Annotated in this window: 30 protein-coding genes; 22 read left to right on the top strand and 8 right to left on the bottom strand. The window is 69.9% G+C overall.

Going from position 1 to position 25,702, the window contains the following annotated elements; translation table 11 throughout:
* Positions 1-44 precede the first annotated feature (44 nt).
* The 3 genes from fusA to rpsL form a co-directional block, all read right to left on the bottom strand.
* Positions 45-2,120 (bottom strand): elongation factor G, encoded by a 2,076-nt coding sequence (gene fusA, locus ACLBYG_RS30285; protein WP_020096272.1) that lies wholly within the window; start codon positions 2,118-2,120, stop codon positions 45-47.
* Between the two features lie 30 nt (positions 2,121-2,150).
* Complete coding sequence (gene rpsG / locus ACLBYG_RS30280; protein WP_012319183.1) at positions 2,151-2,621, bottom strand: 30S ribosomal protein S7; 471 nt, start codon at positions 2,619-2,621, stop codon at positions 2,151-2,153.
* 128 nt (positions 2,622-2,749) lie between these two features.
* A complete protein-coding gene (gene rpsL, locus ACLBYG_RS30275; protein WP_007557568.1) occupies positions 2,750-3,121 on the bottom strand; it encodes a 30S ribosomal protein S12 in 372 nt (123 codons plus the stop codon).
* Positions 3,122-3,894: 773 nt separating this feature from the next.
* On the opposite strand from rpsL, the gene ACLBYG_RS30270 reads away from it, so the two are divergent.
* From ACLBYG_RS30270 to ACLBYG_RS30190, 17 genes are all read left to right on the top strand, one after another.
* Positions 3,895-4,698 (top strand): ABC transporter substrate-binding protein, encoded by an 804-nt coding sequence (locus tag ACLBYG_RS30270; protein WP_447683926.1) that lies wholly within the window; start codon positions 3,895-3,897, stop codon positions 4,696-4,698.
* A gap of 19 nt (positions 4,699-4,717) precedes the next feature.
* Positions 4,718-5,455: an amino acid ABC transporter permease gene (locus ACLBYG_RS30265; protein WP_447683925.1), complete on the top strand. Its 738-nt coding sequence runs from the start codon at positions 4,718-4,720 to the stop codon at positions 5,453-5,455.
* Complete coding sequence (locus ACLBYG_RS30260) at positions 5,452-6,147, top strand: amino acid ABC transporter permease (RefSeq protein WP_447683924.1); 696 nt, start codon at positions 5,452-5,454, stop codon at positions 6,145-6,147. The genes ACLBYG_RS30265 and ACLBYG_RS30260 overlap by 4 nt, the downstream gene beginning before the upstream one ends.
* 193 nt (positions 6,148-6,340) lie before the next feature.
* Positions 6,341-6,718 (top strand): hypothetical protein, encoded by a 378-nt coding sequence (locus tag ACLBYG_RS30255; protein ID WP_091683603.1) that lies wholly within the window; start codon positions 6,341-6,343, stop codon positions 6,716-6,718.
* Positions 6,719-7,120: 402 nt separating this feature from the next.
* Positions 7,121-7,489, top strand: coding sequence for a 50S ribosomal protein L14 (gene rplN, locus ACLBYG_RS30250; protein WP_010686182.1), 369 nt, complete (start codon positions 7,121-7,123; stop codon positions 7,487-7,489).
* Positions 7,489-7,803 (top strand): 50S ribosomal protein L24, encoded by a 315-nt coding sequence (gene rplX, locus ACLBYG_RS30245; protein WP_012319178.1) that lies wholly within the window; start codon positions 7,489-7,491, stop codon positions 7,801-7,803. The genes rplN and rplX overlap by 1 nt, the downstream gene beginning before the upstream one ends.
* A complete protein-coding gene (rplE, locus tag ACLBYG_RS30240) occupies positions 7,796-8,362 on the top strand; it encodes a 50S ribosomal protein L5 (RefSeq protein WP_020096277.1) in 567 nt (188 codons plus the stop codon). The genes rplX and rplE overlap by 8 nt, the downstream gene beginning before the upstream one ends.
* Positions 8,363-8,402: 40 nt before the next feature.
* The gene (gene rpsN / locus ACLBYG_RS30235) at positions 8,403-8,708 is read left to right on the top strand and encodes a 30S ribosomal protein S14 (protein WP_010686179.1); all 306 of its coding nucleotides are present in this window, start codon (positions 8,403-8,405) and stop codon (positions 8,706-8,708) included.
* A 10-nt stretch (positions 8,709-8,718) separates the two neighbouring features.
* Positions 8,719-9,114 carry a 30S ribosomal protein S8 gene (gene rpsH / locus ACLBYG_RS30230; RefSeq protein ID WP_010686178.1) on the top strand — a complete coding sequence of 132 codons (396 nt, stop codon included), beginning with the start codon at positions 8,719-8,721 and terminating at the stop codon, positions 9,112-9,114.
* Positions 9,115-9,136: 22 nt separating this feature from the next.
* Positions 9,137-9,670, top strand: a complete 534-nt coding sequence (gene rplF / locus ACLBYG_RS30225) for a 50S ribosomal protein L6 (RefSeq protein ID WP_447683923.1) — start codon at positions 9,137-9,139, stop codon at positions 9,668-9,670.
* Positions 9,671-9,680: 10 nt separating this feature from the next.
* Entirely contained in the window at positions 9,681-10,043 is a 363-nt protein-coding gene (gene rplR / locus ACLBYG_RS30220) for a 50S ribosomal protein L18 (protein ID WP_020096279.1), read from the top strand.
* Positions 10,044-10,147: 104 nt separating this feature from the next.
* Positions 10,148-10,735: a 30S ribosomal protein S5 gene (rpsE, locus tag ACLBYG_RS30215; RefSeq protein ID WP_012319173.1), complete on the top strand. Its 588-nt coding sequence runs from the start codon at positions 10,148-10,150 to the stop codon at positions 10,733-10,735.
* Positions 10,736-10,746: 11 nt separating this feature from the next.
* Entirely contained in the window at positions 10,747-10,938 is a 192-nt protein-coding gene (gene rpmD, locus ACLBYG_RS30210) for a 50S ribosomal protein L30 (protein ID WP_020096280.1), read from the top strand.
* Positions 10,939-10,948: 10 nt separating this feature from the next.
* Positions 10,949-11,452, top strand: a complete 504-nt coding sequence (rplO, locus tag ACLBYG_RS30205; RefSeq protein ID WP_020096281.1) for a 50S ribosomal protein L15 — start codon at positions 10,949-10,951, stop codon at positions 11,450-11,452.
* Positions 11,453-11,598: 146 nt separating this feature from the next.
* Entirely contained in the window at positions 11,599-12,945 is a 1,347-nt protein-coding gene (secY, locus tag ACLBYG_RS30200; protein WP_447683922.1) for a preprotein translocase subunit SecY, read from the top strand.
* A gap of 170 nt (positions 12,946-13,115) precedes the next feature.
* Entirely contained in the window at positions 13,116-13,718 is a 603-nt protein-coding gene (locus tag ACLBYG_RS30195) for an adenylate kinase (protein WP_020096283.1), read from the top strand.
* Between the two features lie 95 nt (positions 13,719-13,813).
* The gene (locus ACLBYG_RS30190; protein WP_020096284.1) at positions 13,814-14,044 is read left to right on the top strand and encodes a hypothetical protein; all 231 of its coding nucleotides are present in this window, start codon (positions 13,814-13,816) and stop codon (positions 14,042-14,044) included.
* Positions 14,045-14,075: 31 nt separating this feature from the next.
* Here the strand turns inward: ACLBYG_RS30190 and ACLBYG_RS30185 are convergent, their stop codons facing one another.
* A complete protein-coding gene (locus ACLBYG_RS30185; RefSeq protein ID WP_020096285.1) occupies positions 14,076-14,432 on the bottom strand; it encodes a hypothetical protein in 357 nt (118 codons plus the stop codon).
* A gap of 250 nt (positions 14,433-14,682) precedes the next feature.
* Here ACLBYG_RS30185 and rpsM point away from each other — a divergent pair, with 250 nt between their 5' ends.
* The 5 genes from rpsM (at position 14,683) to rplQ (ending at position 18,251) form a co-directional block, all read left to right on the top strand.
* Positions 14,683-15,051, top strand: coding sequence for a 30S ribosomal protein S13 (gene rpsM / locus ACLBYG_RS30180; protein WP_010686168.1), 369 nt, complete (start codon positions 14,683-14,685; stop codon positions 15,049-15,051).
* Between the two features lie 173 nt (positions 15,052-15,224).
* Positions 15,225-15,614 (top strand): 30S ribosomal protein S11, encoded by a 390-nt coding sequence (gene rpsK, locus ACLBYG_RS30175; RefSeq protein ID WP_010686167.1) that lies wholly within the window; start codon positions 15,225-15,227, stop codon positions 15,612-15,614.
* A 25-nt stretch (positions 15,615-15,639) separates the two neighbouring features.
* On the top strand, positions 15,640-16,512 hold the full coding sequence (locus ACLBYG_RS30170) for an MBL fold metallo-hydrolase (RefSeq protein WP_447683921.1): 873 nt from the start codon (positions 15,640-15,642) through the stop codon (positions 16,510-16,512).
* A 109-nt stretch (positions 16,513-16,621) separates the two neighbouring features.
* Positions 16,622-17,641, top strand: coding sequence for a DNA-directed RNA polymerase subunit alpha (locus ACLBYG_RS30165; protein WP_010686165.1), 1,020 nt, complete (start codon positions 16,622-16,624; stop codon positions 17,639-17,641).
* 199 nt (positions 17,642-17,840) lie between these two features.
* The gene (gene rplQ / locus ACLBYG_RS30160; protein ID WP_020096288.1) at positions 17,841-18,251 is read left to right on the top strand and encodes a 50S ribosomal protein L17; all 411 of its coding nucleotides are present in this window, start codon (positions 17,841-17,843) and stop codon (positions 18,249-18,251) included.
* A gap of 411 nt (positions 18,252-18,662) precedes the next feature.
* Here the strand turns inward: rplQ and ACLBYG_RS30155 are convergent, their stop codons facing one another.
* Genes ACLBYG_RS30155 through ACLBYG_RS30140 form a run of 4 tightly spaced genes read right to left on the bottom strand, consistent with a single transcriptional unit; the run spans position 18,663 to position 25,601 of the window.
* Positions 18,663-20,549 carry a response regulator gene (locus ACLBYG_RS30155; RefSeq protein WP_447683920.1) on the bottom strand — a complete coding sequence of 629 codons (1,887 nt, stop codon included), beginning with the start codon at positions 20,547-20,549 and terminating at the stop codon, positions 18,663-18,665.
* The gene (locus ACLBYG_RS30150; protein ID WP_056531218.1) at positions 20,546-22,264 is read right to left on the bottom strand and encodes a response regulator; all 1,719 of its coding nucleotides are present in this window, start codon (positions 22,262-22,264) and stop codon (positions 20,546-20,548) included. The genes ACLBYG_RS30155 and ACLBYG_RS30150 overlap by 4 nt, the downstream gene beginning before the upstream one ends.
* Positions 22,261-23,328: a chemotaxis-specific protein-glutamate methyltransferase CheB gene (cheB, locus tag ACLBYG_RS30145; protein WP_447683919.1), complete on the bottom strand. Its 1,068-nt coding sequence runs from the start codon at positions 23,326-23,328 to the stop codon at positions 22,261-22,263. Before cheB ends, ACLBYG_RS30150 begins: the two co-directional genes overlap by 4 nt.
* Positions 23,325-25,601, bottom strand: coding sequence for a hybrid sensor histidine kinase/response regulator (locus ACLBYG_RS30140; protein ID WP_447683918.1), 2,277 nt, complete (start codon positions 25,599-25,601; stop codon positions 23,325-23,327). The genes cheB and ACLBYG_RS30140 overlap by 4 nt, the downstream gene beginning before the upstream one ends.
* Positions 25,602-25,702: the final 101 nt, after the last annotated feature.

Raw genomic sequence — 25,702 nt, 5'->3', positions numbered from 1 at the left:
CAGAGCCTCCTAGATTCGAATTCGCGTTGCGGAAGAAAAGATGCTTAGGCGTACTTGGCGATGACCTTGTCGGCCTCGCCGCGCGGCACCTCTTCGTAGTGATCGAACTGCATCGTGAAGTTGGCGCGGCCCTGCGAGAAGGAGCGCAGCTGGTTCACGTAGCCGAACATGTTGGCCAGCGGCACCATCGCGTTGATGACGTTGGCGTTGCCCCGCATGTCCTGGCCCTGGATCTGGCCGCGGCGGGCGTTCAGGTCGCCGATGACCGAGCCGGTGTACTCCTCCGGCGAGACGACCTCGACCTTCATCACCGGCTCGAGCAGGACCGAGCCGCCCTTCTGCAGCGCCTCGCGGAAGGCGGCGCGGGAGGCGATCTCGAAGGCGAGCGCCGAGGAGTCGACGTCGTGGTAGGCGCCGTCGACCAGCTCGACCTTGACGTCGACCACCGGGAAGCCGGCGAGGACGCCCGCGCCGAGGACCGAGTTGAGGCCCTTCTCGACGCCCGGGATGTACTCCTTGGGCACCGCGCCGCCGACGATCTTCGACTCGAACGAGAAGCCGGCGCCCGGCTCGTTCGGCTCGACGACGAACTTAACGCGGGCGAACTGACCGGTACCGCCGGTCTGCTTCTTGTGCGTGTAGTCGATCTCCTGCCGGCGGGTCAGCTTCTCGCGGTAGGCGACCTGCGGCTGGCCGATATTCGCGTCGACCTTGTAGGTGCGGCGCAGGATGTCGACCTTGATGTCCAGGTGGAGCTCGCCCATCCCCTTGAGGATGGTCTGGCCGGATTCCTGGTCGGTGGAGACGCGGAAGGACGGGTCCTCGGCGGCGAGCTTCGAGAGCGCGATGCCGAGTTTCTCCTGGTCGGCCTTCGACTTCGGCTCGACGGCGATCTCGATGACGGGCTCGGGGAACTCCATCTTCTCGAGGATCACAGCCTTCTGCGGGTCGCAGAGGGTGTCGCCCGTGCGGGTGTCCTTGAGGCCGGCCAGCGCGACGATGTCGCCCGCGAAGGCCTCCTTGATGTCCTCGCGGTTGTTGGCGTGCATCAGGAGCATGCGGCCGACGCGCTCCTTCTTGTCGCGCGACGAGTTCAGCACGTTGGCGCCGGTCTCGACCTTGCCCGAGTACACGCGGCAGAAGGTGATCGTGCCGACGTGGGGATCGTCCATGATCTTGAAGGCGAGCATGGAGAAGGGATCCGCATCCGACGGGTGACGGACGGTCTCTTCCTCGGTCTTGAAGTCGATGCCCTTGATCTCGCCGCGATCGGCCGGGGAGGGCAGGTAGTCCACGACGGCGTCGAGGAGCGGCTGCACGCCCTTGTTCTTGAACGCCGAGCCGCAGAGCACCGGGTGGAAGGCGCGCAGCTGGACGGCCTTGCGCACCAGGACGCGCATGGTGGCCTCGTCGGGCTCGTTGCCGTCGAGGTAGGCGGCCATGGCGTCGTCGTCGAGCTCGACGCAGGCCTCGACCAGCTTGGTGCGGTACTCGACGGCCTGGTCCTTGAGGTCGGCCGGGATCTCGGTCTCGTCGAAGTTGGCGCCGAGCGCCTCACCCGACCAGACGATCGCCTTCATCTTGATGAGGTCGATCACGCCCTGGAAGCTCGACTCGGCGCCGATCGGCAGCTGCAGGCAGACGGGCTTGCCGGCGACGCGGTCGATGATGTCGGCGACGCACTTGAAGAAGTCGGCGCCGATCTTGTCCATCTTGTTGACGAACACGACGCGCGGCACGTCGTACTTGTCGGCCTGACGCCACACGGTCTCGGTCTGCGGCTCGACGCCCTGGTTGCCGTCGAGCACGCAGACGGCGCCGTCGAGCACGCGGAGCGAGCGCTCCACCTCGATGGTGAAGTCGACGTGGCCGGGGGTGTCGATGATGTTCAGGCGCTTGTCGCGCCAGAAGCAGGTCGTCGCAGCCGAGGTGATCGTGATGCCACGCTCCTGCTCCTGCGCCATCCAGTCCATGGTGGCGGCGCCCTCATGGACCTCGCCGATCTTGTGGGACTTTCCGGTGTAGTAGAGGATCCGCTCGGTCGTCGTGGTCTTGCCGGCATCGATGTGGGCCATGATGCCGAAGTTGCGGTAGTCCTCGATCGCGTGCGTGCGGGGCATCGAATTGCTCCTGAGAGACGGCGGAACCGCTTACCAGCGGTAGTGCGAGAAGGCGCGGTTGGCTTCCGCCATCCGGTGCGTGTCTTCGCGCTTCTTGACGGCGTTGCCGCGGTTGTTCGCGGCGTCGAGCAGCTCGGCCGAGAGGCGCTCGACCATGGTGCGGTCGTTGCGCGAACGCGCGGCCTGGATCAGCCAGCGGATCGCGAGGGCTTGGCGGCGCTCGGTGCGGACCTCGACGGGGACCTGGTAGGTCGCGCCGCCGACGCGGCGGGAGCGGACCTCGATCATCGGGGCGACGTTGTCGAGCGCGGCGCGGAACACCTCGATCGGGTTGGCGCGGGCGCGGTTCTCGACGATGTCAAAGGCACCGTAGACGATCCGCTCGGCGGTCGACTTCTTGCCCTCGTACATGATGGAGTTCATGAACTTCGTCAGCACCACGTCCCCGTACTTCGGGTCCGGGATGATCTCACGCTTCTCGGCAGAGTGACGACGGGACATCTTCTGAGACTCTCGAACGAAAAGATCTTAAGCGCCCCGCGCAGGCCGCCTCAGCCCTGAGGCCGGCGACATCCTTGCGAGGCCGTGGAAACGCGTACCGGCGCCCGGGAAATATCCGGGCGTCCGACTCACTTCGGGCGCTTGGCGCCGTACTTCGACCGGCGCTGCTTGCGGTTCTTCACGCCCTGCGTGTCGAGCACGCCGCGCAGGATGTGGTAGCGCACACCCGGAAGATCCTTCACGCGGCCGCCGCGGATCATCACCACGGAGTGCTCCTGAAGGTTGTGACCCTCGCCCGGGATGTAGCCGATCACCTCGAAACCGTTGGTGAGGCGCACCTTGGCGACCTTCCGGAGCGCCGAGTTCGGCTTCTTCGGGGTCGTCGTGTAAACGCGGGTGCAGACGCCGCGCTTCTGCGGGCAAGCGTCGAGCGCCGGAACCTTGTTGCGGCTCCGCTGGATCTTCCGCGGCTGGGCGATCAGCTGGTTGATCGTCGGCATCCTGTGCCCTCTTCCTCGGTCACCTAGTCCGAACTGCGCAGGGCAGTCCGCAAAACGAATATGCGCCGGAGGGCCTGTCACGGACCCTCGGCGCGGTGTGGGCAGAGGAGCACGCCCGAAACGAACGCGCTCGTACCTACGGATCTGACTTACAGCGTCAGGCGATTTGAACCCTCGGAGCGCTCGGGGCGATGGCGGCGGCTTCCGGGGTTGCGCCCAAGGGCCGTCGGCAGCCGATGGCCGTCCGAAGTGGCGCGCTTCTAGACGCCGTTGCGCCGCAGGTCAATGCGGTCACGGCAGAAAACTGCACCGCGGCGGAGGTTAAGGATCGGTCAAGGGCGCGCACGGCGCCCGCGATCGGCGAGCCTTCGCGACGGCGGAGCCGAGGGACCGCTATCGCGCACGGCGCCTCGTCCCGTCAACGGAAGCCGGGGCAGGCCGGCCACTTGGCGGCGGGACTTCGGCGCAGCCTCGGGCCGTGCCCGGGCGCAGCAGGAAAATCTGCCCCGCAGCCGCCAGATCTTTCGGCGAGCGGCACCCGCCCGCGAGGAAAAAATAGAATCTTTCTCCGTTGATTTTCGTGTTCTCTAAAGATGAAATGCGCTGGCTGTCGAGATAAATCCTGCTGGCATCCTCTGATTTTGCGCCAATAGACAAGAACAGATCGATTTATACGTCAACTCAGAAGTCTGACGCGATTTAGACTGCAATATTCGCGATATTTGATCATCGCTCTGCCTGTACCGGCCCCGAACCATCCGATGGAGTCACGCGTGCGCCGCCTCTTCGCCCTCGTTCTCGCGACCCTCCTGTCGGTCGGCCCCGCAACGGCCGACCGTCTGGACGACATCAGAAAGGCCGGCGTTCTCCGGGTCGCCGCCTTCGACAGCAACCCGCCGTTCGGCTTCGTCGATCCCGCGACGAAACGGATCGCCGGCCTCGACATCGACTACGCGCAGGCCATCGCTGACTCGCTCGGCGTCAAGCTGGAGATCCGGCCCACCAACCCGGCGAATCGTATCCCGCTCCTGATCTCCGGCAAGGTCGATCTGGTTCTGGCGAACTTCACCATCACGGACGATCGGGCGAAGCAGCTCGATTTCAGCATCCCGTACTTCGCCTCCGGCCAGCAGTTCCTGGCCAGGAAGGGCACCCTGTCGTCGCCGGAGCAGCTCAATGGGCTTCGAATCGGTGCAGACAAGGGCACCACCAACGAGATCGTCCTGCGCCGCGACTTCCCGAAGGCGGTCGTGGTCGCCTTCGACGACACGCCCTTCGCATTCACGGCCCTGCGCAACGGCAATGTCCAGGCGATCACGCAGGACGGCCCGAAGCTGGTCGGGCTGCTCGCGAAGGTGCCGGACCGGCAGAACTACGAGATCCCCGCCTTCAGCATCTCCAACGACTATATCGGCGTCGGCATCCCGAAGGATGAGGCGCGGCTCCGGGACCGCGTGAACGAGACCCTGCGCGGCCTGGAGTCGAGCGGTAGGGCAGCGGCGATCTATGATCGCTGGTTCGGGCCCGCGACTGAGCAGCCGCTGCCGCGCCTGTTCCGGATCGGGGACCGTCCCTGACCGGGGCGGCACGACGACGATGGCCGCGCTGTTCGGCGATCCACTCGCGCCGCGCTACCTCGTCTGGCTGCTGCAAGGCTTCGGGACGACCCTGACCTTGTCGGCAGCCACCTGCCTTGCCGGCACGGTGCTGGGCCTCGCGGCGTGCGGGCTGCGCGAGGCGGGCGGGCGCGCCGGGCGCGGCGCCGTGGCCGTCTCCGTCGGCATCGTCCGCAACACGCCGCTGCTGGTGCAACTCTTCGTCTGGTACTTCGCGGTGGTTGCCGCCCTGCCGCAGGGCGTGACGGCCTGGCTCAACGCGCCGCACGTCCTGGACCTGGGATTCGGGTTCCTGGGCTGGCCCGCTTACGAGAGCCTCGCCGGGTTCTGCGGGCTCACGCTCTACGCGGGCGCCTACATCGCCGAGGAACTCCGCGCCGGCATCAGGGCCGTCCGGCCCGCTCAGCGGGCGGCGGCCCTGGCCCTCGGCCTCACGCCCGTCCAGGCGTTCCGCCAGATCGTCCTGCCCCAGGCCCTGCGCGTCGCCTGGCTACCCATCGTCGGCCAATACCTCAACACGCTCAAGAACACGTCGCTGACCATGACGATCGGCCTCGCGGAGCTGTCCTACGCGTCCCGGCAGGTGGAGACCGAGACCTTCCAGACCTTCCAGGCCTTCGGCATCGCGACGCTGCTCTACGTCGGCGTGGCCGCCGCCGCGGAGACGACCGGGCAGATGCTCGACCGCCGCGCCCGTCGACCGGGCCGGAACCGATGAATCCGTCGGTCATCGTCGACAATCTCGGCTACCTGATGGTCGGGGCCTGGCCCGACGGGCCGGTCGGCGGGCTGGCCCTGACGCTGATCCTCTCCGGCCTGTCCGGTCTGGCCTCGGCCGCGCTCGGGCTCGTCCTCGGCGTCACCCTGGCCGTGAGCGCGGGCGCGGCCCGGGCAGCGCTCACCGCCGGGCTCGGCTTCCTCCGCGCCGTGCCGGTCGTGATGCTGATCTTCTGGACCTACTTCCTGCTGCCGATCCTGTTCGGCGTGTCGATCCCCGAGATCGGCACGGTCGCGGTGGCGCTGGCGCTCGTCGGAGGCGCCTACCTGTCCCACGGGGTGGCGGCGGGCATCGCGAGCGTCGGCCGTGGTCAGTGGGAGGCCGGCCTCGCGCTCGGCCTCGACCCCTGGCGCACCCTGCGCTTCGTCGTCCTCCCGCAGGCGCTGCGGGCCATGGCACCGTCCTTCGTCAACCAGTGGACCACGCTCATCAAGGACACGTCGCTCGCCTACGTGATCGGCGTGCCCGAACTCGCCTTCGTGGCGGCGCAGGTGAACAACCGCGCGATGGTCTACCCGGCCGAGATCTTCCTCTTCGTCGGTGCCGTGTACGGCATCCTCTGCGCCGGTCTCGACGGGCTGGCCGCCCGGCTGACGAATACCGGCAAGGTCGCGGCACATCGCACCCCGTGACGGAGCGGCCGGCCGACGCGCCCGAGCCGGCTCGCGGGACACGACCGATTTATCGGGGCACACGTGCAAGGCGTACCGGATCGGGGCAGGTGCGCGCCGGCACGGTCTACGGAGAATTAAAGCGATCCATCGAATTGTCGCGCACATCGGGCGGCCAACTCGCCGCCGCAGGTTCGCGTCGAGGGTGTTGCGTATGGGTTGCGTCGCGGTCAGCAACGTCGTTCCGTTCCGGCGGCCGATTCCCGCCCAGGCCCCCGGCGAGCGGGAGGCGCGCAACCGTCGCCGCAGCGAGCAGCGCTCCCTCCTGGACGCTGTCTACGCGACTGGCAGCATGGTCGTCGCCGCGGAGGATCGCGGCCTCAAGCTCACCGCCTCGCGGCTGCAGGTCTACGGCTTCCTGGCGATCGAAGAGGTCGGCGAGGACGGCCTGATGCGGCGGCTTCGCCCGTCCGAGGCGATTCGCGCCCGGTCGGAGCGGCCCTGGCGCCTGTCGAGGCCCGCGAGCGGAGCCTCGGTCACCATCCCGAGCCTCGACGGGTTCCTGTTTGAGACGGCCGGCCAACCGATCTGATCGACCCCGAACGCTGCACGTCAACCGACCGGCGCGCCGAGAGGCGCGCCGGTCGTCGCACGTTCAGGGCTCGCGTTCCGCGGCCGGACGGGCGGGCACCGCAGCGATCGAGCCGCGCGGCGCCGCGGACCAGCCCCGAAGCCGGATCAGGCCCCCTATGCGGCGGCGACGATTTCCCGCCGCTCCGCTTGCCATCACCCGCGGCCCGTAGTATGCGCCCGGCCTTCGCGACATTTCCGATGGGTGCTCGCACCCCGTGAACGCGGTGACCGCGCCGGTGTCTGACGACACCGCCAGCGCGGTCGAACACATGAGCCGGGGACGTCAGGTCCCCATCAGGCGTCGTCCGCCGGGCAATACCGTCCGTGTGCGGAAACCCGCCTGAAACAAGGAGTCACGCACGTGATCCAGATGCAGACGAATCTGGACGTCGCCGACAACTCGGGTGCACGCCGTGTGATGTGCATCAAGGTTCTCGGCGGGTCGAAGCGCAAGTATGCCGGCGTCGGCGACGTGATCGTCGTCTCCGTCAAGGAGGCGATCCCGCGCGGTCGCGTCAAGAAGGGCGACGTCATGAAGGCGGTCGTCGTCCGCACGGCGAAGGACGTGAAGCGCGCCGACGGTTCGGTGATCCGCTTCGACAAGAACGCCGCGGTCCTGATCAACAATCAGAAGGAGCCGATCGGCACCCGTATCTTCGGACCGGTGCCGCGCGAACTCCGCGCCCGCAACCACATGAAGATCATCTCCCTGGCTCCGGAGGTGCTGTAATGGCCGCCAAGATCAAGAAGGGCGACAAGGTCGTCGTGCTCACCGGCCGCGATTCGGGCCGGTCGGGCGAGGTGATCCAGGTTCTGCCGAAGGAAGGCCGGGCCTTCGTGCGCGGCATCAACCTGGTGAAGAAGCACCAGAAGCAGACCCAGAACCAGGAAGGCGGCATCATCTCCAAGGAGGCCGCCATCCAGCTCTCGAACATCGCGGTCGCGGATGCCAACGGCAAGCCGACCCGCGTGGGTTTCCGCATCCTCGAAGACGGGCGCAAGGTCCGGTTCGCCAAGACCACGGGGGATCAGATCGATGGCTGAGGCCGACAAGAACGCCTACACCCCGCGCCTGCGCAAGCACTACGACGAGGTGGTTCGCCAGAAGCTGATCGAAGAGTTCGGCTACAAGAACCCCATGGAAGTGCCGCAGATCACGAAGATCGTGATCAATATGGGCGTCGGCGAGTCCACCGCGGACTCGAAGAAGGCCTCGGTGGCGGCGGGCGACCTCGCCCTGATCGCCGGCCAGAAGCCGGTCATCACCAAGGCCCGCAAGGCCATCGCGACCTTCAAGGTCCGCGAGGGCATGCCGATCGGCTGCAAGGTGACCCTGCGCAAGCAGCGCATGTACGAGTTCATGGACCGGCTGATCACCATCGCGCTGCCGCGCGTGCGTGACTTCCGCGGCCTGAACCCGCGCTCGTTCGACGGCCGCGGCAACTACGCCCTGGGTCTCAAGGAGCACCTCGTGTTCCCGGAGATCTCCTACGACAAGGCCGAGCAGATGTGGGGCATGGACATCGTCGTGGCGACCACCGCCAAGACCGATGCCGAGGCCAAGGCGCTGCTCGCCGCCTTCAAGTTCCCGTTCCGGCAGTGAGGCCCTCGGGTCTCAGACGCGGACACCGGAGATAGACGACATGTCGAAGAAAAGCTCAGTCGAGAAGAATGAGGCCCGCAAGGCGCTGGTGAAGCGCTTCGCGGCCAAGCGGAAGGCGCTCCTCGAGATCGCCAACAACGACGCCCTCGAGATGGAGGAGCGCTTCGAGGCGCGCCTCAAGCTCGCGGAACTGCCGCGCAATTCGTCGGCCACGCGCATCCGCAACCGTTGCGGCATGACCGGCCGTCCGCGCGCCTACTACCGCAAGATGGGCATCTCGCGCGTGGCGCTGCGCGAGCTTGGCAACCGGGGCCTGATCCCCGGCCTGGTCAAGTCGAGCTGGTAAGGAGGTCCCCATGGTCAACGATCCCGTGGGCGACATGCTCACCCGCATCCGCAACGGCCAGCTGCGCCGTCGCAACGTCGTCCAGACGCCCGGCTCGCGCCTGCGCGCCAGCGTCCTCGACGTCCTGAAGTCCGAGGGCTACATCCGCGACTACGCGGCGACCGACCTCGGCAACGGCCGCACCGAGTTCGCCATCGAGCTCAAGTACTACGACGGGCGTCCCGTGATCCGCGAGATCAAGCGCGTCTCGAAGCCGGGCCGCCGGGTCTACTCGTCGGTCGGCGAGCTGCCGCACGTGGCCGACGGCCTCGGCGTCACCATCGTCTCCACCCCGCAGGGCGTCATGGCCGACCACGAGGCGCGCGAGCGCAACGTCGGCGGTGAAGTGCTCTGCACCGTGTTCTGATCGGGACGGAGGAGGTTATCCCATGTCTCGCGTAGGCAAGAAGCCGGTCCCCGTACCGGCCGGCGTTACCGCCACGGTCACCGGTCAGACGGTGAAGATGAAGGGTTCGAAGGGCGAGCTGTCGTTCGTCGTTCCGTCGCTCGTCAACGTGGCGATGAAGGACGGCGCCATCGAAGTGCAGCCCGTCAACCAGTCCAAGCCGGCGCGCTCCCTGTGGGGCATGTCGCGGGCGCAGATCGCCAACATCGCCGAGGGTGTTTCGAAGGGCTTCGAGAAGAAGCTCGAGATCACCGGCGTCGGCTATCGCGCCGCGATGGCCGGCAAGGCGCTCAAGCTGTCGCTCGGCTACAGCCACGACATCGAGTACGCGATCCCGGCCGGGATCACGATCGTTACCCCGAAGCCCACCGAGATCACGATCTCCGGGATCAACCGCCAGCAGGTCGGTCAGGTCGCCGCCGAGATCCGCGACTACCGCGGACCCGAGCCCTACAAGGGCAAGGGCGTGAAGTACGCGGGCGAGTTCATCTTCCGCAAGGAAGGCAAGAAGAAGTAAGGAGGGCATCATGTCTCGCAAGCTCGAAGCCCTCGATCGCCGCAAGGCGCGCGTCCGCCGCGCGCTGCGGGCCGCCGCCAACGGCCGTCCGCGACTCTCGGTGTTCCGCTCGTCGAAGCAGATCTACGTGCAGGTCATCGACGACGTCGCCGGCAAGACGCTGGCCTCGGCCTCGTCGATCGACAAGGCGCTCAAGGGCGAACTGAAGACCGGCGCCGATGTCGCCGCCGCCAAGGCGGTGGGCAAGCTCGTCGCCGAGCGCGCCAAGGCGGCGGGCGTCACGAAGGTGATCTTCGACCGCTCCGGCTACATCTACCACGGCCGCGTCGCCGCCGTGGCCGAAGCCGCCCGCGAGGGTGGCCTGGAGTTCTAAGTCACGACGGCGGGCCGGGCGGATCCTCTTCGCCCGGCATATCCGAAACCCGATCGAGCGAGCGGCCCCGCCGGCCGCGTCAGTGAGATGGACAGGTAGACAACATGGCACGTGAACGTGAAGGCGGGGGCCGCGGCCGCCGCGAGGATCGCGAGGAGCGCGACAGCGAGTTCGTGGACAAGCTCGTCCACATCAACCGCGTCGCCAAGGTGGTCAAGGGCGGCCGTCGCTTCGGCTTCGCCGCCCTCGTCGTCGTCGGCGACCAGAAGGGCCGCGTCGGCTTCGGCCACGGCAAGGCCCGCGAGGTGCCGGAGGCCATCCGCAAGGCGACCGAGGCCGCCAAGCGCGGTCTGATCCGCGTCTCCCTCCGCGAGGGCCGGACCCTGCACCACGACGTCAACGGCCGCCACGGCGCCGGCAAGGTGATTCTCCGCGCGGCCCCGCAGGGCACCGGCATCATCGCCGGCGGCCCGATGCGCGCCGTGTTCGAGACGCTCGGCATGCAGGACGTCGTCGCCAAGTCGCTGGGTTCGTCGAACCCCTACAACCTCGTGCGCGCCACCTTCGAGGCGCTCAAGAACGAGGACAGCCCGCGCTCCGTGGCGGCCCGCCGCGGCATCAAGGTGTCGACGCTGCAGTCGCGTCGCCGCGATGCCGATCCGGCCGACCAGTCCGAAGCCGCGGTCGCGTAAGGGAGGGTCCGATGGCACAGAAGACCGTCCGCATCGAGCAGATCGGCTCGCCGATCCGCCGCGAGGCCAGCCAGCGCCAGACGCTGATCGGCCTCAAGCTCAACAAGCTCCACCGCGTGTCCGAGCTGGAGGATACTCCCTCCGTTCGCGGCATGATCCGCAAGGTTGCGCACCTCGTGCGCGTCCACGGCGACGTGGCGTGAGGAGGTCCCGATGAAGCTCAACGAGATCAGCGACAACCCCGGCGCAACCAAGAACCGGATGCGCGTGGGTCGGGGCATCGGCTCCGGCAAGGGCAAGACCGCGGGTCGCGGCGTGAAGGGTCAGAAGGCCCGGACCGGCGTGTCCATCAAGGGCTTCGAGGGCGGTCAGATGCCGCTGCATCGTCGCCTGCCGAAGCGCGGCTTCAACAACCTCTACGCCCAGGACTTGAACGAGGTGAACCTCGGCCGGATCCAGGAGGCCGTCGACGCGGGCAAGCTCGACAAGGCCGCCACCGTGACGGTGGAGAGCCTGGTCGCCGCCGGCATCATCGCCCGTCCCCGTGACGGCGTGAAGCTGCTCGGCGTCGGCGAGCTGACCGCGAAGCTCAGCTTCGAGGTGACCCGCGCCTCCAAGTCCGCCGTCGAGGCGGTCGAGAAGGCCGGTGGCTCGGTCAGCACCGTCTACGCCCAGGGTGCCTCCACCCGCGGCGGCAGCGAGGCGGCCACGGCCTGACGGGAGCGACTCCGGAACCCGTTGCACGGGCTCCGCGCACCCTTTAAGCCGATCCTTCGAGCGGCGGCCCTGCGACCACGCGGGCCGCCGTTTTTCGTTTCATCCGGGCACCCTTCGCCCGGCGACATGTCCAGGACGCGACGCTTATGGCCTCAGCCGCCGAGCAGCTTGCCGCCAATCTCAATTTCGGTGCGATCGCCAAGGCCGATGAGCTGAAGAAGCGCATCTGGTTCACGCTCGGCGCCCTCGTGGTGTTCCGGCTGGGCACGTACATCCCGATCCCCGGCATCGATCCGGAGCAGTTCGCCCGGAACTTCCAGCAGCAGGCGGGCGGCGTGCTGGGCCTGTTCAACATGTTCTCGGGCGGCGCCGTGGAGCGCATGGCGATCTTCGCCCTGAACATCATGCCCTACATCTCGGCCTCGATCATCGTGCAGCTCCTGACCTCGGTGATCCCGAGCCTGGAAGCGCTCAAGAAGGAGGGCGAGTCGGGCCGCAAGGTCATTAACCAGTACACCCGCTACCTGACGGTGGTGCTGGCGCTGGTTCAGTCCTGGGGCATCGCCATCGGCCTCCAGGGCTCCTCGGCCGCCATCGATCCGGGTCCGTTCTTCCTGGCCTCGACGGTGATCACCCTGACGGGCGGAACCCTGTTCCTGATGTGGCTCGGCGAGCAGATCACCTCGCGCGGCATCGGCAACGGCTCGTCGCTGATCATCTTCGCCGGCATCGTGGCCCACCTGCCGGTGGCGATCGCGGGCGCGCTCGAGCTCGGCCGCACCGGCGCCCTGTCCCCGGCGATCATCCTGGGCGTCGGCGTCGCCGCCGTCGCGCTCGTCTACTTCATCGTGTTCATGGAGCGCGCCCAGCGCCGGCTCCTGATCAACTACCCGAAGCGCCAGGTCGGCAACCGCATGTACGAGGGTCAGACCTCGTTCCTGCCGCTCAAGCTCAACACCTCGGGCGTGATCCCGCCGATCTTCGCCTCGTCGCTGCTGCTGCTGCCGGCGACCGCCGCGAGCTTCTCGGCCAACGGGGGCGCCACGGGCTGGCTCGGCACGGTCACGGCCTATCTCGGCCACGGCACCCCGCTGTTCATGGTGCTCTACGCGGCGCTGATCATCTTCTTCACGTTCTTCTACACCGCAGTCGTCTTCAATCCGCAGGAGACGGCCGACAATCTGAAGAAGCATGGCGGCTTCATCCCGGGCATCCGGCCGGGCGAGCGCACCGCGGCCTTCATCGACAAGGTGCTGACCCGCATCACGGTGATCGGTGCCCTGTACCTGACCTTCGTGTGCCTCTGCCCAGAGATCCTGTCGTCCTACGCCGCGGCCAGCCTCGGCTTCGGCGGCACGTCCCTGCTCATCGTGGTCTCGGTCACGATGGACACGGTGGCGCAGGTGCACGGGCACCTGATGGCCCATCAGTACGAGGGCCTCGTGAAGAAGGCCAAGCTGCGTGGCGCGTCGACCACGCAACGGCGGCGCTGAGCCTGCTACAGAGGCGGCCGGACTCCGAGGACGCTCCCGCCTCTGGCCCAAAGGTCTGGATGCCTCACCGGCCCGGACCGGCTAGAAAACCCCGAACCCGGCGATGCCAGGGAGGCTTCGCCACCACGGCTTGTGCCCACTGAGAGAGTGGGCCGAACGAGGACAACGCCATGCGCATCATTCTGCTCGGGCCGCCCGGTGCGGGGAAGGGGACGCAATCCGAGCGGATCGTACAGCGCTTCGGCATCCCGCAGCTGTCGACGGGGGACATGCTGCGCGCCGCGGTAGCTGCCGGCACGCCGGTCGGCCTCGAGGCAAAGGCGGTGATGGAATCCGGCGGTCTCGTCTCCGACCGGATCGTGGTCGGCATCGTCGCCGATCGGATCGAGGAGCCGGATGCCCGCCGCGGCTTCATCCTCGACGGCTTCCCGCGCACGGTCGCGCAGGCGGAAGCGCTCAGCGAGATGCTGGCGAGCAAGGGCTTGAGCCTCTCCGCCGTCATCGAGCTGAAGGTCGACGAGAACGCCCTGGTCGGCCGCATCGAGAAGCGCGCCGCCGAGACCCTGGCCCGCGGCCAGGCCGTGCGGAAGGACGACACCCCCGAGGTGTTCAAGCAGCGGCTCGAGGCGTACCGCGCCCAGACGGCGCCCCTCTCCGCCTATTACGCGCAGAAGGGCATGCTGGAGACCATCGACGGCATGCAGCCGATCGACAAGGTCACGGCCGACCTGATGGCGACACTGGAGCCTCACGAGGAGCGCGTCGCCTCCTGAGGGCGATCGCGGCGCGCTGACCGGCCGTTTCAGCGCGCCCGTGAACCCGGCGGTGTCCCTGGGGGTTATGGGGCGGGTCCACGATCGGAAACGCCATGACCGTCCGCCTCCTCGCCACCGCCTCCCTCCTGCTCGCGGTGGCCCTCCCGCCGCTGCCGGCCTTCGCGCAGAGTCCGGCCCAGTCCTTCGTGTACGGCCAGAAGCGGTTCCGCAACGCCTGCCGGCCGCCGCTGAAGTATCTGGCGGGGACTTGCGCCCGCCGCTGCCCGGCGGGCTACCAGGACATGGGCCGCACTTGCCGGCTGCGGAATCAGGGCTTTCGCTGAGGCGCGGGCGGCCGCCCGTCGGGGGCGTGGCTCAGATCCGGCCCTCCCTGCGGAGGCTGCCGAAGAAATTGACGACGTCCATCTGGAGCGACCGGTGGCCGAACAGGCGCAACGGGTAGCCCTCCGCGGTGCCGTCGCGCAGCTCGATCATCGCCGTCATCGTGTTGTAGCGGAACACCATGCGGCGACCGGCGAAGGTCGCCCAGAGCAGGGGCGGACCACCATCCGCGTCCTGCAGCGCGACCGAGCCAGGCTCCGCCTCGGCGAGAACGCCGCCGATCACCGCCAGAGTCACCGGCATGACCTCCTCCAGGGTCTCCTCGGCGGCGCGCAGCACCGAATCGGCGAAGGCCCGCAGGGTCGCGCCGTCGCTCGTCAGAACCGCCATCTCCACTCCTCGACCAGATCCCAGGGCGCCCCGACGCGCGCGTGACGGGGCGAGGCCGTGCCGACCCGTCGTTGACAACGGGCCGCCCGCGCGCTAGCAGGCCCTCCTTCGTCCAACCGAACGATGGTCCGAGGTGCCCTGTCCAGGGCCGCCCGCGGGCCGCGTCGTCGTTTCACGTGCGCAGGGGCCGGCCTCCACCGGACGCGCGCGACACCGGCCCGGATCTCCGGGTCTCACATGGAGAGTGATCGTGGCCCGTATCGCAGGCGTCAACATCCCGACCAACAAGCGCGTCGTCATCGCGCTCCAGTACATCCACGGCATCGGCGCCAAGAAGGCCGAGGAAATCACCCAGAAGGTGAACATCCCCGCCGAGCGTCGCGTCAACCAGCTGACCGACGCCGAGGTTCTGTCGATCCGCGAGACGATCGATCGCGACTATCTCGTCGAGGGCGACCTGCGCCGCGAAGTCTCGATGAACATCAAGCGCCTGATGGATCTCGGCGCCTACCGCGGTCTGCGTCACCGCAAGCAGCTGCCGGTCCGCGGCCAGCGCACCCACACCAACGCCCGCACCCGCAAGGGCAAGGCGAAGCCGATCGCCGGCAAGAAGAAGTAAGTTTTTGGAACTGGGAGGCCGTGCTCCGCTCGGCCTCCTTCCCGTCGCGCCAGGTGTCCCGCAACGGGTCTGGCGCCGGCTCGACCGCCCTGCACGGGTGCTCCGGCCAAGTCCCAAAAAGAATCCCGAGCGCCTGGTGTTACGGGCGTGCCTGAAGGAAGAGTGAGACCAGAATGGCTAAGGAACCGCAACGCGTCCGCCGCCGCGAGCGCAAGAACATCGTGTCGGGCGTCGCCCACGTGAACGCCTCGTTCAACAACACGATGATCACCATCACGGACGCGCAGGGCAACACGATCTCGTGGTCGTCCGCCGGTGCGATGGGCTTCAAGGGCTCGCGCAAGTCGACCCCGTACGCCGCCCAGGTCGCCGCCGAGGATGCTGGCCGCAAGGCCGCCGAGCACGGCATGCGCACCCTTGAGGTCGAGGTGTCCGGTCCGGGTTCGGGCCGCGAGTCGGCGCTCCGCGCCCTGCAGGCCGCGGGCTTCACGGTGACCTCGATCCGCGACGTCACCTCGATCCCGCACAACGGCTGCCGGCCGCGCAAGCGCCGCCGCGTCTGATCGAAGCCTCTTGACGGAGAAGTTCATGACGGGATCGAAGCCGCTTCCGGGCGTGCTGCGTTGGAACCTCGGGGACCTCACGGTCACCGCGCTCAATGACGGCTGGTTTCAGGCCAGCCTCGATCTCGTCACGGGCATCTCCAAGGAGGAGGCCGGGCGGCTCCAGGTGGCGGGTTTCCGCACGGAGCAGCCCAAGATCACGCTGAACGCCTTCCTGATCACGGGTCCGGGCCTCAAGCCGACCCTGATCGACACGGGCTACGGCGACCTCGCCCCGGCACCGACCCTGGGTCGCGCCGGCGCAGCGCTCGCGCTGACCGGCGTCGCGCCGGAGGAGATCGGCACGGTGCTGGTCAGTCACCTGCACCCCGACCATGTCGGCGGTCTCGTGAAGGACGGCGCGGCGCGCTACTCGAACGCCGAGATCGTGCTGCACGCCGACGAGGCGGCACACTGGCTTCCGGACGAGGCCCTGGCCAAGGCGCCGGAGGCCGCGAAGCCCTACTTCGAGGGCGCCCGCAAGTCCCTGGCTCCCTACGCCGGCAAGGTGCGCGAGCATCGCGGCGGCGAGGTCCTTCCGGGGATCACGGCGGTCCATCTGCCCGGCCACACGCCGGGCCATTGCGGTTTCCGCATCGTCTCCGGTGGACAGGCGCTGATGATGTGGACCGACGTGGTGCACCTGCCGGCGATCCAGTTCAAGAACCCGGAGGCCGGCGTCGGCTTCGACGTCGACGGCGACCAGGCGCGGGAGACGCGCAAGCGGATCCTGGACGAGGTGGCCCGCGAGCGCACGCTCATCGCCGGCGGCCATCTCGAGTTCCCGGCGCTCGGCTACGTGGATCGGGATGGGGCTGGCTACAGCTTCGTGCCGGTGCTGTGGGTCGGCGGCGAGTAACGGCGGATACGGATTTCAGGGACCGTTCGGGGCGCCAGGGGGCGGCACCGAGTGGCCGAAGCGCGGGGACGGGCGTCGCGGATCCCGGGCAAGGACGAGAGGTAGGATCGTGGTCATTCAGAAGAATTGGCAGGAACTGATCAAGCCGAACAAGCTGCAGGTCACGACCGGCGACGACCCGAAGCGGGTCGCCACGGTCGTCGCCGAGCCGCTCGAGCGCGGCTTCGGCACGACGCTGGGCAACGCCCTGCGCCGCGTGCTCCTGTCGTCGCTCCAGGGCGCCGCCGTGACCTCGGTGCAGATCGACGGCGTGCTGCACGAGTTCTCGTCGATCCCGGGCGTGCGCGAGGACGTCACCGACATCGTCCTCAACATCAAGACCATCGCGATCCGCTCGCAGACCGACGCGCCCAAGCGCATGACCCTGCGCAAGACCGGCCCGGGCCTCGTCACCGCCGGTGACATCGGCACGGTCGGCGACATCCAGATCCTGAACCCCGACCTCGTGATCTGCACCCTCGACGACGGCGCCGAGATCCGCATGGAGTTCACCGTCGCCACCGGGAAGGGCTACGTCCCGGCCGAGCGCAACCGTCCCGAGGACGCGCCGATCGGCCTGATCCCGGTCGACTCGCTGTTCTCGCCGGTCACCAAGGTCAGCTACCGCGTCGAGACGACCCGCGAGGGCCAGGATCTCGACAAGGACAAGCTGACCATGACGGTCGAGACCAACGGCGCGGTCTCGCCGGAGGACGCGCTCGCCTACGCGGCGCGCATCATCCAGGACCAGCTGCAGGTCTTCGTGAACTTCGAGGATCCGCGCAAGGAAGAGGCCGCGCCGCTCGCGCCGCAGCTGCCCTTCAACCCGGCGCTGCTCAAGAAGGTCGACGAGCTGGAGCTGTCGGTCCGCTCGGCGAACTGCCTGAAGAACGACAACATCGTCTACATCGGCGACCTCATCCAGAAGTCCGAGGGCGAGATGCTGCGGACCCCGAACTTCGGCCGCAAGTCGCTCAACGAGATCAAGGAAGTGCTCGCCGGCATGGGCCTGCATCTCGGCATGGACATCCCCGGCTGGCCGCCGGAGAACATCGAGGATCTCGCCAAGCGCTTCGAGGAACACTACTGAGAGGCGAAGCCGCCTCGAGCTGAACCGGGCGGCGCCGCACCGCGCCGCCGGTTCGGCCCATCCTGACCCGGGACCCGCGGCGACGACGCCAAGTCCCCAACGAAACCCGCCGCGGGGTCACGCGGAGTGAACCGCCCCGTTCCCGGGGCACCCGGCCGTACCGTGGCACGGCGGCCGAGATGAGAAGGAAGCCAGCACCATGCGTCACGCCTACCGCGGCCGCCGTTTCAACCGCACCGCCGAGCATCGCAAGGCGATGTTCGCCAACATGTCCGCCGCGCTGATCAAGCACGAGCAGATCATCACCACCCTGCCGAAGGCGAAGGACCTGCGTCCGGTCGTCGAGAAGCTGATCACGCTGGGCCGCATCGACAGCGTGCACACCCGCCGCCTCGCCATGGCGCAGCTCCGCGACGCCGACATGGTCAAGAAGCTCTTCACCGTGCTCGGCCCGCGCTACAAGGGTCGTCCGGGCGGCTACTGCCGGATCATGAAGGCGGGCTTCCGCCAGGGCGACAACGCCCCGCTCGCGGTGATCGAGTTCGTCGACCGCGACGTCGAGGCCCGCGGCAAGGATTCCGGTCCGAGCCAGGTCTCCGAAGCCGCCTGATCGGCACGGGGCGTCCCGTCGCTCCTAGTCTTTGAGAAGCCGTCCCGGACCCTCCGGGGCGGCTTCTCGCGTTTCGGCTCCTCGCCGCGATCGCCATGTCGACGCGCGAACAACAAAAAACCCGCCGGCTCGCGCCGACGGGTCTGAAGCAGGGTCCACGTCTCGGATGGTCGCGGGAGCTCGCCCTGGCGGCCCGTCTCAGACAGGCCGGGAACTCGACCGCGCCGCGCTCCGAAAACCCCTATCCCTGCCGGGACTCGTCCGGTGGACCGTCCTGGTCGAGATCGTTGTCACGCCTGCGGCGCGGGAAGATGCCGTGATTGCTCATGGTCCACCTCCTCTTCGTAATCCGGGGCCTGCGGGCCCCACGAGGAGAGAATGAGCCGGCAATCGATTGGTTGCAAGCCCCCGTCAGCCGACGGGTCCGGCTCCGCCGTCGAGCAGCGTGGCGACCCGGGCCGCGAGGTCCGCGGAGCGGAACGGCTTCGTGAGCACCGGCAGGTCGTCGGGGATCTGCATCGCCTCGGCATGTCCGGTGAGGATCAGGACCGGCAGGCGCGGATCGCGCTCGCGGATCTCGGCGGCCAGCTCGATGCCGCTCATGCCGGGCATGGCGAGGTCGGCGACGACGATGTCGTAGCGGTCCGCCTCGAGGAGCCGGAGCGCGGCCTCGCCGTCGCCGGCTTCCGTGGTGCTGTGGCCGAAGCCGGTGAGGAACGAGGCCGTCACGTGGCGCACCTGCGAATCGTCGTCGACGATCAGAACGCGGGCCCGCCGGCCGGCGACCGGGACGGTGCCGGCGGCCTCGGGCGCCTGCTCGGGCGCCTGATCCGCGAAGGGGAGGGCGAGTTCCACGCGGGTGCCCCGACCGACCACGCTGTCGATCGCCAGCCGGCCCTTGGATTGCTGCGCGAGGCCGAACACCATGGCGAGGCCGAGCCCGGTGCCCTGGCCGACGGCCTTGGTGGTGAAGAACGGCTCGCAGACCCGGCGCAGGATCTCCTCCGGGATGCCGGTGCCCTCGTCGGTGACGCTGATGCCGAGATAGGTGCCGTCGGCGATCTCGGGATCGCCGCTGATCGCGAGCCGGCGCGTCGCGACCGTGATCGCCCCCCCGTCCGGCATGGCGTCGCGGGCGTTGATGCAGAGGTTGAGCACGGCGAGTTCGAGCTGGTCCGGATCGACCTGGACCGCCGGCAGGCCGTCCGCGAGGTCGGTCCGGACCGTCACGAGACCGCCGAGGCTGCGTCCGAACAGGTCGCTCATCCCGGAGATCAGGGTGTTCACGTCGACGGCGCGCGCCTGGAGGTCGTGGGCGCGGCTAAAGCTCAGGAGGCGCTTGGTCAGGGACGCCCCGCGCTCGGCGGCGCCGCGGGCGTTCTCGATCAGGCGCTGGACCCGCGGCTGGTCGGCGACCTTCGGGCCGGCGAGCTCGAGGCTGCCGAGGATCGCGGTCAGCAGGTTGTTGAAATCGTGCGCGATGCCGCCCGCGAGGGTGCCCAGCGCCTGCATCTTGTCCGACTGGCGCAGGCGCGCCTCCAGGGTCCGCTGCTCGGTCACGTCGCGCTCGATCGTCGCGAGGTGGCTGATCGCCCCGCCCGCGTCGCGGATCGGCACCCGCGTCACGTGGCTCCACTGCTCGGCGCCGGTCGGGCCGTCGCTGATCAGGCTCTCGGCCACCGCGCCGGACCGGATCGCGGCCGCGTCCGCCGCCGTCACGGGCTCGGCCTTCGGGCCGAGGAGGTCGGCCTCGCGCCGCCCGAGGCTGGCAGCGACGTCGTGGCCGAGGAGGGCGGCCTTGCGGCCGTTCAGCCGGACGAAGCGGCCCTCCGCGTCCTTGAAGCTGATCGCGTCCTGGGCGTGGTCGAGGAGGCCGCGCAGGAGAGCCCGCTCGGTGGCGAGGTCCCGGCCGAGGCGGTGGCGCTCGAAGGCCTGCCGGACGGTGGAGCGAAGCAGGCCCGCGTCCCAGGGCTTGGTGACGTAGCCGACGATGCCGCCGCGGTTGAGGGCGGCGATCACCGCGGTGATGTCGGCGTAGCCGGTCAGCAGGATCGCCTGCGCATCGTGGAAGCTGCGGGCCTCGGCGAGGAGCGCGTCGCCGGTGAGGCCCGGCATCCGCTGGTCCGAGAGCACGACGGCGATGTCGGGCTCGGCGCGCAGGATTTCCAGCGCCTCGGCCGGGCGCGAGGTCGTCAGAACCCGGTAGGAATCCTCGAACAGGTCCTCCAGGGCGATCAGGATGTCCGGCTCGTCGTCGACGGCCAGGATCGTCCCTACACCTGCCGTACCGTCACTCATGCACTGGCCGCCTGCCGCGGAATCCCGATCACGAAGCAGGCTCCCCCACCCGGGGCCGTCTCCACGGTGAGCGAGCCGCTATGCGCTTGAACGACGCTGTAGGCAATCGCAAGACCCAGGCCCGTGCCGGATCCGACCGGTTTCGTCGTGAAGAACGGCTCGAAGATCTTCTCACGCAGCGTATCCGGGATGCCAGGCCCGGTATCGCTGATGCGAATCTCGTCGAGTTCGGGGTTCGACTGGGTCGTGATCCGGATCGTGCCGCCCTCCGGCATGGCGTCGGCGGCGTTGCCCAGGATGTTCATCACCACCTGGTTGAGGAGCGCCGGGGTGCAGTGGATCTCGGCGCGGCCCGTGAAGCTGCGCTCCACGGCGATGCGCTCGCCGAGCTTGTGCTGGATCAGCGCGAGCACCGTCTCGATCGCCTCCGGCACGTTGACCAGGGCGCGCTCGCCCTCGTCGAGGCGCGAGAACTTCCGGAGGTTCAGCACCAGATCCTGGATGCGGGTCAGCCCCATCCGCATCGAGCCGACCCGCTGCCGGGCCTTGTCGATGGCGCGAGTGGCGGCCTCCGGAGCAGCGCCCGGCAACTCGCCGAGCAGGCGCTCGACGGTGCCCTGGTGGGCCAGGATGAAGGCCAGGGGATTGTTGATCTCGTGGGCGATTCCCGCCACCAGCTCGCCGAGCGAGGCCATCTTGGCGGCCTGGACGAGCTTGGACTGCGCCTCGGTGAGCTGGCGGTTGGCGTCGGCGAGGTCGCGGTTGGCCCGCTCCAGGGCGTCGGCGAGGCCCGCTCGGGCCTCGGCCGCGTCGGCCTCCGCGCGGGCGCGCTCCACCGCCCGCTCGCGCTCGCCGAACTGGCCGGCGATGCGCCGGTCGTCCTCCTCCAGGAGCCGCCGCCGCACGAAGCCACGGACCCGCAGGGCCAGGACCTCGGCGTCGGTCTTCGAGACCACGTCGTCGGCGCCGGCCGCGTAGGCTTCGACGAGGAAGTCCTTAGCGGGATCGCTGCCGGCGATGCCGACGAGGTGGAAGCCCGCGCCGGCCGCCTGTCCCGAGCGCCGCTGGCTGATCGCCCGGCACAGGGCGAGGCCGTCATAGGCGTGCCCCAGGAGATCGACCGTCACGCAGTCGAAGGCCTCGTCGCCGGCGGCCGCGTCCAGGGCGGCCAGGGCCGCCTCCGGCCCGTCGACGCTCGCCACGTGGTGGCCGTCCTGGCCCATCACGCCGGCGAGGAAGGTCCGGTAGGTGGCGCTGCCGTCGATCACCAGGACCCGCCCGCGCCGGAACGCGGCGGCGCCCGGTCCCTCACCGTCGGTCGTCGGCCGGCGCTCGCGCAGCAGGGCGCGGATGCGCAGGATCATCAGGTCGCGGTCGGCGGATTTCGGCAGGTAGGCGTCGGCGCCGCTCTCCAGACCCTGGCGCTCGCCGCCGCTGCCGCCGGTCAGCATCAGGACCGGCAGGGCCCGGGTGCGCAGCGACAGGCGCATCTGCCGGATCAGCTCGTCGCCGTTCATGCCCGGCAGGTGGTAATCGGCCACCACGAGGTCGGGCTGGCTGCGGTTGAGGTGATCGAGGGCGGTCTCGGCGGAGGCGCAGCGCTCCACCGCGAAGCCGTGCGCCTCCAGCAGCAGGCGCAGTTCCAGGGCCTGCGTCTCCGAATCCTCGACCAGCAGGATCCGGGCCGGCACCTCCGCCGGGCCGGCCTCGCTCACGGCCGCGCCCCCGCATCCACGAGGCGCAGGACGTGGTCGGCAACGCGGTCGAGGGGCAGGACGGCGCGGGCGGCCCCGAGACGCACGGCCGCCGCCGGCATGCCGTAGACCACGGCGGTGCTCTCGTGCTCGGCCACGGTCTGGGCGCCGGCCCTGTGCATGTCGGCGAGGCCCAGGGCCCCGTCCTCGCCCATGCCGGTGAGCAGCACGCCGATGCCGGAGGGGCCGGATTGCCGGGCCATGGACCGGAACAGCACGGTGGCGGCCGGGCGCTGGCCGGAGACCGGCGCGGAATCGATCACCCGCAGGATCCGGCCGGAGCCGATCTCCAGGTGGCGGTCGCCCGGGGCCACGTAGACCCGGCCGGGTTCGGCGCGCTCGCCGTCCTGGGCGAGGGAGACCGGGAGGGCGACGACGCTGTCGAGCCAGCTGGCGAACCCGTCCATGAAGGCCGCGCCCATGTGCTGGACGACCAGGACCGGCAGCGGGAAGTCCTTGGGCAGGGCGCCGATCACCCGCGCCAGCGCCGGGGGACCGCCCGTCGAGGCGGCGATGCCCAGGAGGCTCGGGACCTGCCCGGACAGGTCGGCCAGCGGCGCCTGGGGCGCGACGGCGGAGCGGCCGGCCCACTCGGTGCCGATCGGCCGGCGGCGGATGACCGGAACCTGGGCCATGATCCGCAGCTGCGTGCAGATCTCGCCGGCCACGCCCTCGTAGCCGGCATGGGTCGTGGCCACGGGCTTCTCGACGACCGACAGGGCCCCGGCCCGGAGCGCGTTCATCGAGATGCGCAGCGAGTTATCCTCGACCGAATCCGCCACCACGACGATCGGGGTCGGGTGCTCGGCCATGATCCGGCGAGTCGTCTCCAGCCCGTCGATCCCCGGCAGGCGGATGTCCATCGAGATCACGTCCGGCCGCACGGTCCGGAGCTTGTCGAGGGCCTCCTCGCCGGAGGCGACCGCGGCCACGAGTTCGAGGCGGGGATCGCGGGAGACGATGTGGCGCAGCAGCTCGCGCACCACGAGGCTGTCCTCCACGAGCATCACACGGACGGGGGTCATAGGAGCTGCCCGATCGTATCCAGCAGCTGGCGCTGGTCGAACTTCTGCTTGGTCAGGTAGGCGTCGGCGCCGAGATCCAGGCCCCGGGCGACGTCGGCGGCATCCCCGCGGGAGGTCATCAGGATCGCCGGGAGCCGGGCGAAGCGCTCGTCGGCCCGCAGGGCCTTCAGGAGGCCGAACCCGTCGAGGCGCGGCATCTCCACGTCGGCGAGCACCAGGTTCACGGGCTCGATCTCGGCGCGCAGCCGGTCGAGGGCGTCCTGCCCGTCGACGCAGACGACCACGCGGTAGCCGGCGGCTTCCAAGATTCCCTTCTCCAGAGTCCGGGTGGTGATCGAATCGTCGACGACCAGGATGGTCGCGCGCGCGGACGCGCCCGCCGCGGCGTGAGTCGTCGAACGTGGAGCCGGCGCCATCGTTCCGAGCGCGCCGCCCGATGTCCCGGCCTGGGCGCGCGAAGCGAGCCCCTCGGGGTCGAGGACCAGCACCGGCACGTCCCCGTGCAGCACCGCCGTGCCGGCGATCAGACCCGGATCGGCGCCGAAATCCGGCGCGGGCAGGACCAGGAACGGGCGGACGTCGTGCAGGCGGTCGACCGCCAGGGCCAGACGGCCGCCGCCGGTCCGCAGGACGACGGCGGTCAGCGTGCCGGGATCGGCCGGGTCGGCGACCTGTCCGAGGATCGCGGCGAGGTCCGTCACCGGGTGGCTCGTCGCGGCGTCCCCGTCACCGAGGCGCACGATCGTCCGGCCCATGGCGACCGGCAGGTCGTCGCGCCGCAGGCGCAGGAGGCGCTCCACGGCGCCCCCGGGGAGGGCGTAGCTGCGCCCGGCCGCCTCGACCAGCAGCAGGCTGCGCCGGGCCGCCGAGAGCGGCAGGCTGAAGATCAGGGCGGTGCCGGCCGGGTCGCGCGGCTCCAGGCGGACGCTGCCCATGAGCTGGCGGGCGGCGTCCGCGGCCACCGAGAGGCCGTAGCCGCGCCCCGACAGGGTGTCGACCGCCTCGGCGGTGGAGAAGCCGGGCTCGAACACGAGGCGCAGCAGGGTGTCGGGTTCGGCCGCGGAAGCGGGGCCGAGGAGGCCGCGCTCGCGGGCCGTCGCCTCGATCCGGGCGAGGTCGGGGCCGGGCCCGTCGTCGAACACGGTGACCTGCAGGCGGGCGCCGCGCACCGCGACCTCCAGCCCGAGGCCCAGGGCCTCCGGCTTGCCGGCCGCGCGCCGCACCTCCGGCGCCTGCCAGCCGTGGCTGAGGGCGTTGCGCAGGGCGTGGAGCAGCGGATCCTTCAGCGCCTGCAGCGTGCCGCGCTCCACCGGCAGGTCGAGGCCCCGCAACGCGAGATCGACCTCGCGGCCCTGCTCCCGGGCGGTCTCGCGCAGCGACCGGGCGAGGGGGGCCAGGACGGTCTCGGCCGGGACCAGGGCGAGGCGCTCGGCGGCCGCGCGGACGCGGGTCGCGGCGCCCTCGACCGCGCTGGTCGCGGAGGCTTGGCGCCGCGACAGGTCCGCGGCCTCCCGGGCGAAGGCGCCCGCGCGCGCCGCGAGGGCGCGCCACTCGGGCCGCTCCGCGCCGGCCCCGGCCGCGAGGGCCTCGGCGCCGACGCGCAGGTCGCGGGCCAGGCGGGCGAGCCGGGCGAGGCCGTCGGCCGCGGGCGCCTGGCCGGCCAGGGTGCTGGCGAGATCGTGGCTCGCCCGGGCCAGCGCCTCGACGGCCTCCGCCGGCACCCGCAGGATCGCCGCGGAGACCTCCGGCGGCTCGGAGCCGGGTTTCGGCGCGGGGTCGGCCTGTGTCGGCGCGGCGGTCGCGGCCGGCGGGGATGCCGGCGCGGCGGGGGCCCCCGGTGGCGGGCTCGGACTCGGATCCGGCAGCGGGGCGGGTGGTGCGGGTTGTGCCGGCGGCGTCTCGCCCGGGAGCCGGAGGACGTGGCCGAGGGCCGCCAGGGCGTCGGCCGGCATGTCCGGACCGGACCCGTCGGTGAGGCCGGCGACGTAGGACTCGATCCGGTCGAGGGCGAGGTGGACGGCGTTGGCCGCCTCGCGGTCGAGGGCGGTGGCGCCGGTGCGCACGCCCTCGAACAGCGTCTCGAGACGGTGGGCCACCGCCTCGACCGCCGGGAGATCGACGGCGCGGGAGGCGCCCTTCAGGCTGTGGGCGCGGCGGAAGACGTCGTTCCAGTCCGGCGTGGCGCTGCCGAGCGCCCCGCGGATCGCCGCGACGTGCTCCCGGTGCTCGACGTCGAAGGCGGCGAGCAGGAGCTTGCGGATATCCTCGGCCAACGGGGCGCCCGCCTCAGTGCCGGTATCGTTCGGCCAGGGCCATGAGGGCCTGGGCGAGCTCGGTGAGGTTGGCGGAGGCGGCCTCGACCTGCCGGGTGCCA

The sequence above is a fragment of the Methylobacterium sp. D53M genome (assembly GCF_053345625.1).
The sequence above is the reverse complement of the archived record's forward strand: the minus strand, read 5'-3'. Positions and strand labels throughout refer to the sequence as shown.

Bases quoted from the DNA above. Each gene is read 5' to 3' on its own strand.
- fusA (WP_020096272.1), bottom strand. From the start codon at position 2,120: ATGCCCCGCACGCACGCGATCGAGGACTACCGCAACTTCGGCATCATG.
- rpsG (WP_012319183.1), bottom strand. From the start codon at position 2,621: ATGTCCCGTCGTCACTCTGCCGAGAAGCGTGAGATCATCCCGGACCCG.
- rpsL (WP_007557568.1), bottom strand. From the start codon at position 3,121: ATGCCGACGATCAACCAGCTGATCGCCCAGCCGCGGAAGATCCAGCGG.
- ACLBYG_RS30265 (WP_447683925.1), top strand. From the start codon at position 4,718: ATGGCCGCGCTGTTCGGCGATCCACTCGCGCCGCGCTACCTCGTCTGG.
- ACLBYG_RS30260 (WP_447683924.1), top strand. From the start codon at position 5,452: ATGAATCCGTCGGTCATCGTCGACAATCTCGGCTACCTGATGGTCGGG.
- ACLBYG_RS30255 (WP_091683603.1), top strand. From the start codon at position 6,341: ATGGGTTGCGTCGCGGTCAGCAACGTCGTTCCGTTCCGGCGGCCGATT.
- rplX (WP_012319178.1), top strand. From the start codon at position 7,489: ATGGCCGCCAAGATCAAGAAGGGCGACAAGGTCGTCGTGCTCACCGGC.
- rplE (WP_020096277.1), top strand. From the start codon at position 7,796: ATGGCTGAGGCCGACAAGAACGCCTACACCCCGCGCCTGCGCAAGCAC.
- rpsN (WP_010686179.1), top strand. From the start codon at position 8,403: ATGTCGAAGAAAAGCTCAGTCGAGAAGAATGAGGCCCGCAAGGCGCTG.
- rpsH (WP_010686178.1), top strand. From the start codon at position 8,719: ATGGTCAACGATCCCGTGGGCGACATGCTCACCCGCATCCGCAACGGC.
- rplF (WP_447683923.1), top strand. From the start codon at position 9,137: ATGTCTCGCGTAGGCAAGAAGCCGGTCCCCGTACCGGCCGGCGTTACC.
- rplR (WP_020096279.1), top strand. From the start codon at position 9,681: ATGTCTCGCAAGCTCGAAGCCCTCGATCGCCGCAAGGCGCGCGTCCGC.
- rpsE (WP_012319173.1), top strand. From the start codon at position 10,148: ATGGCACGTGAACGTGAAGGCGGGGGCCGCGGCCGCCGCGAGGATCGC.
- rpmD (WP_020096280.1), top strand. From the start codon at position 10,747: ATGGCACAGAAGACCGTCCGCATCGAGCAGATCGGCTCGCCGATCCGC.
- rplO (WP_020096281.1), top strand. From the start codon at position 10,949: ATGAAGCTCAACGAGATCAGCGACAACCCCGGCGCAACCAAGAACCGG.
- secY (WP_447683922.1), top strand. From the start codon at position 11,599: ATGGCCTCAGCCGCCGAGCAGCTTGCCGCCAATCTCAATTTCGGTGCG.
- ACLBYG_RS30195 (WP_020096283.1), top strand. From the start codon at position 13,116: ATGCGCATCATTCTGCTCGGGCCGCCCGGTGCGGGGAAGGGGACGCAA.
- ACLBYG_RS30190 (WP_020096284.1), top strand. From the start codon at position 13,814: ATGACCGTCCGCCTCCTCGCCACCGCCTCCCTCCTGCTCGCGGTGGCC.
- ACLBYG_RS30185 (WP_020096285.1), bottom strand. From the start codon at position 14,432: ATGGCGGTTCTGACGAGCGACGGCGCGACCCTGCGGGCCTTCGCCGAT.
- rpsK (WP_010686167.1), top strand. From the start codon at position 15,225: ATGGCTAAGGAACCGCAACGCGTCCGCCGCCGCGAGCGCAAGAACATC.
- ACLBYG_RS30170 (WP_447683921.1), top strand. From the start codon at position 15,640: ATGACGGGATCGAAGCCGCTTCCGGGCGTGCTGCGTTGGAACCTCGGG.
- rplQ (WP_020096288.1), top strand. From the start codon at position 17,841: ATGCGTCACGCCTACCGCGGCCGCCGTTTCAACCGCACCGCCGAGCAT.
- ACLBYG_RS30155 (WP_447683920.1), bottom strand. From the start codon at position 20,549: ATGAGTGACGGTACGGCAGGTGTAGGGACGATCCTGGCCGTCGACGAC.
- cheB (WP_447683919.1), bottom strand. From the start codon at position 23,328: ATGACCCCCGTCCGTGTGATGCTCGTGGAGGACAGCCTCGTGGTGCGC.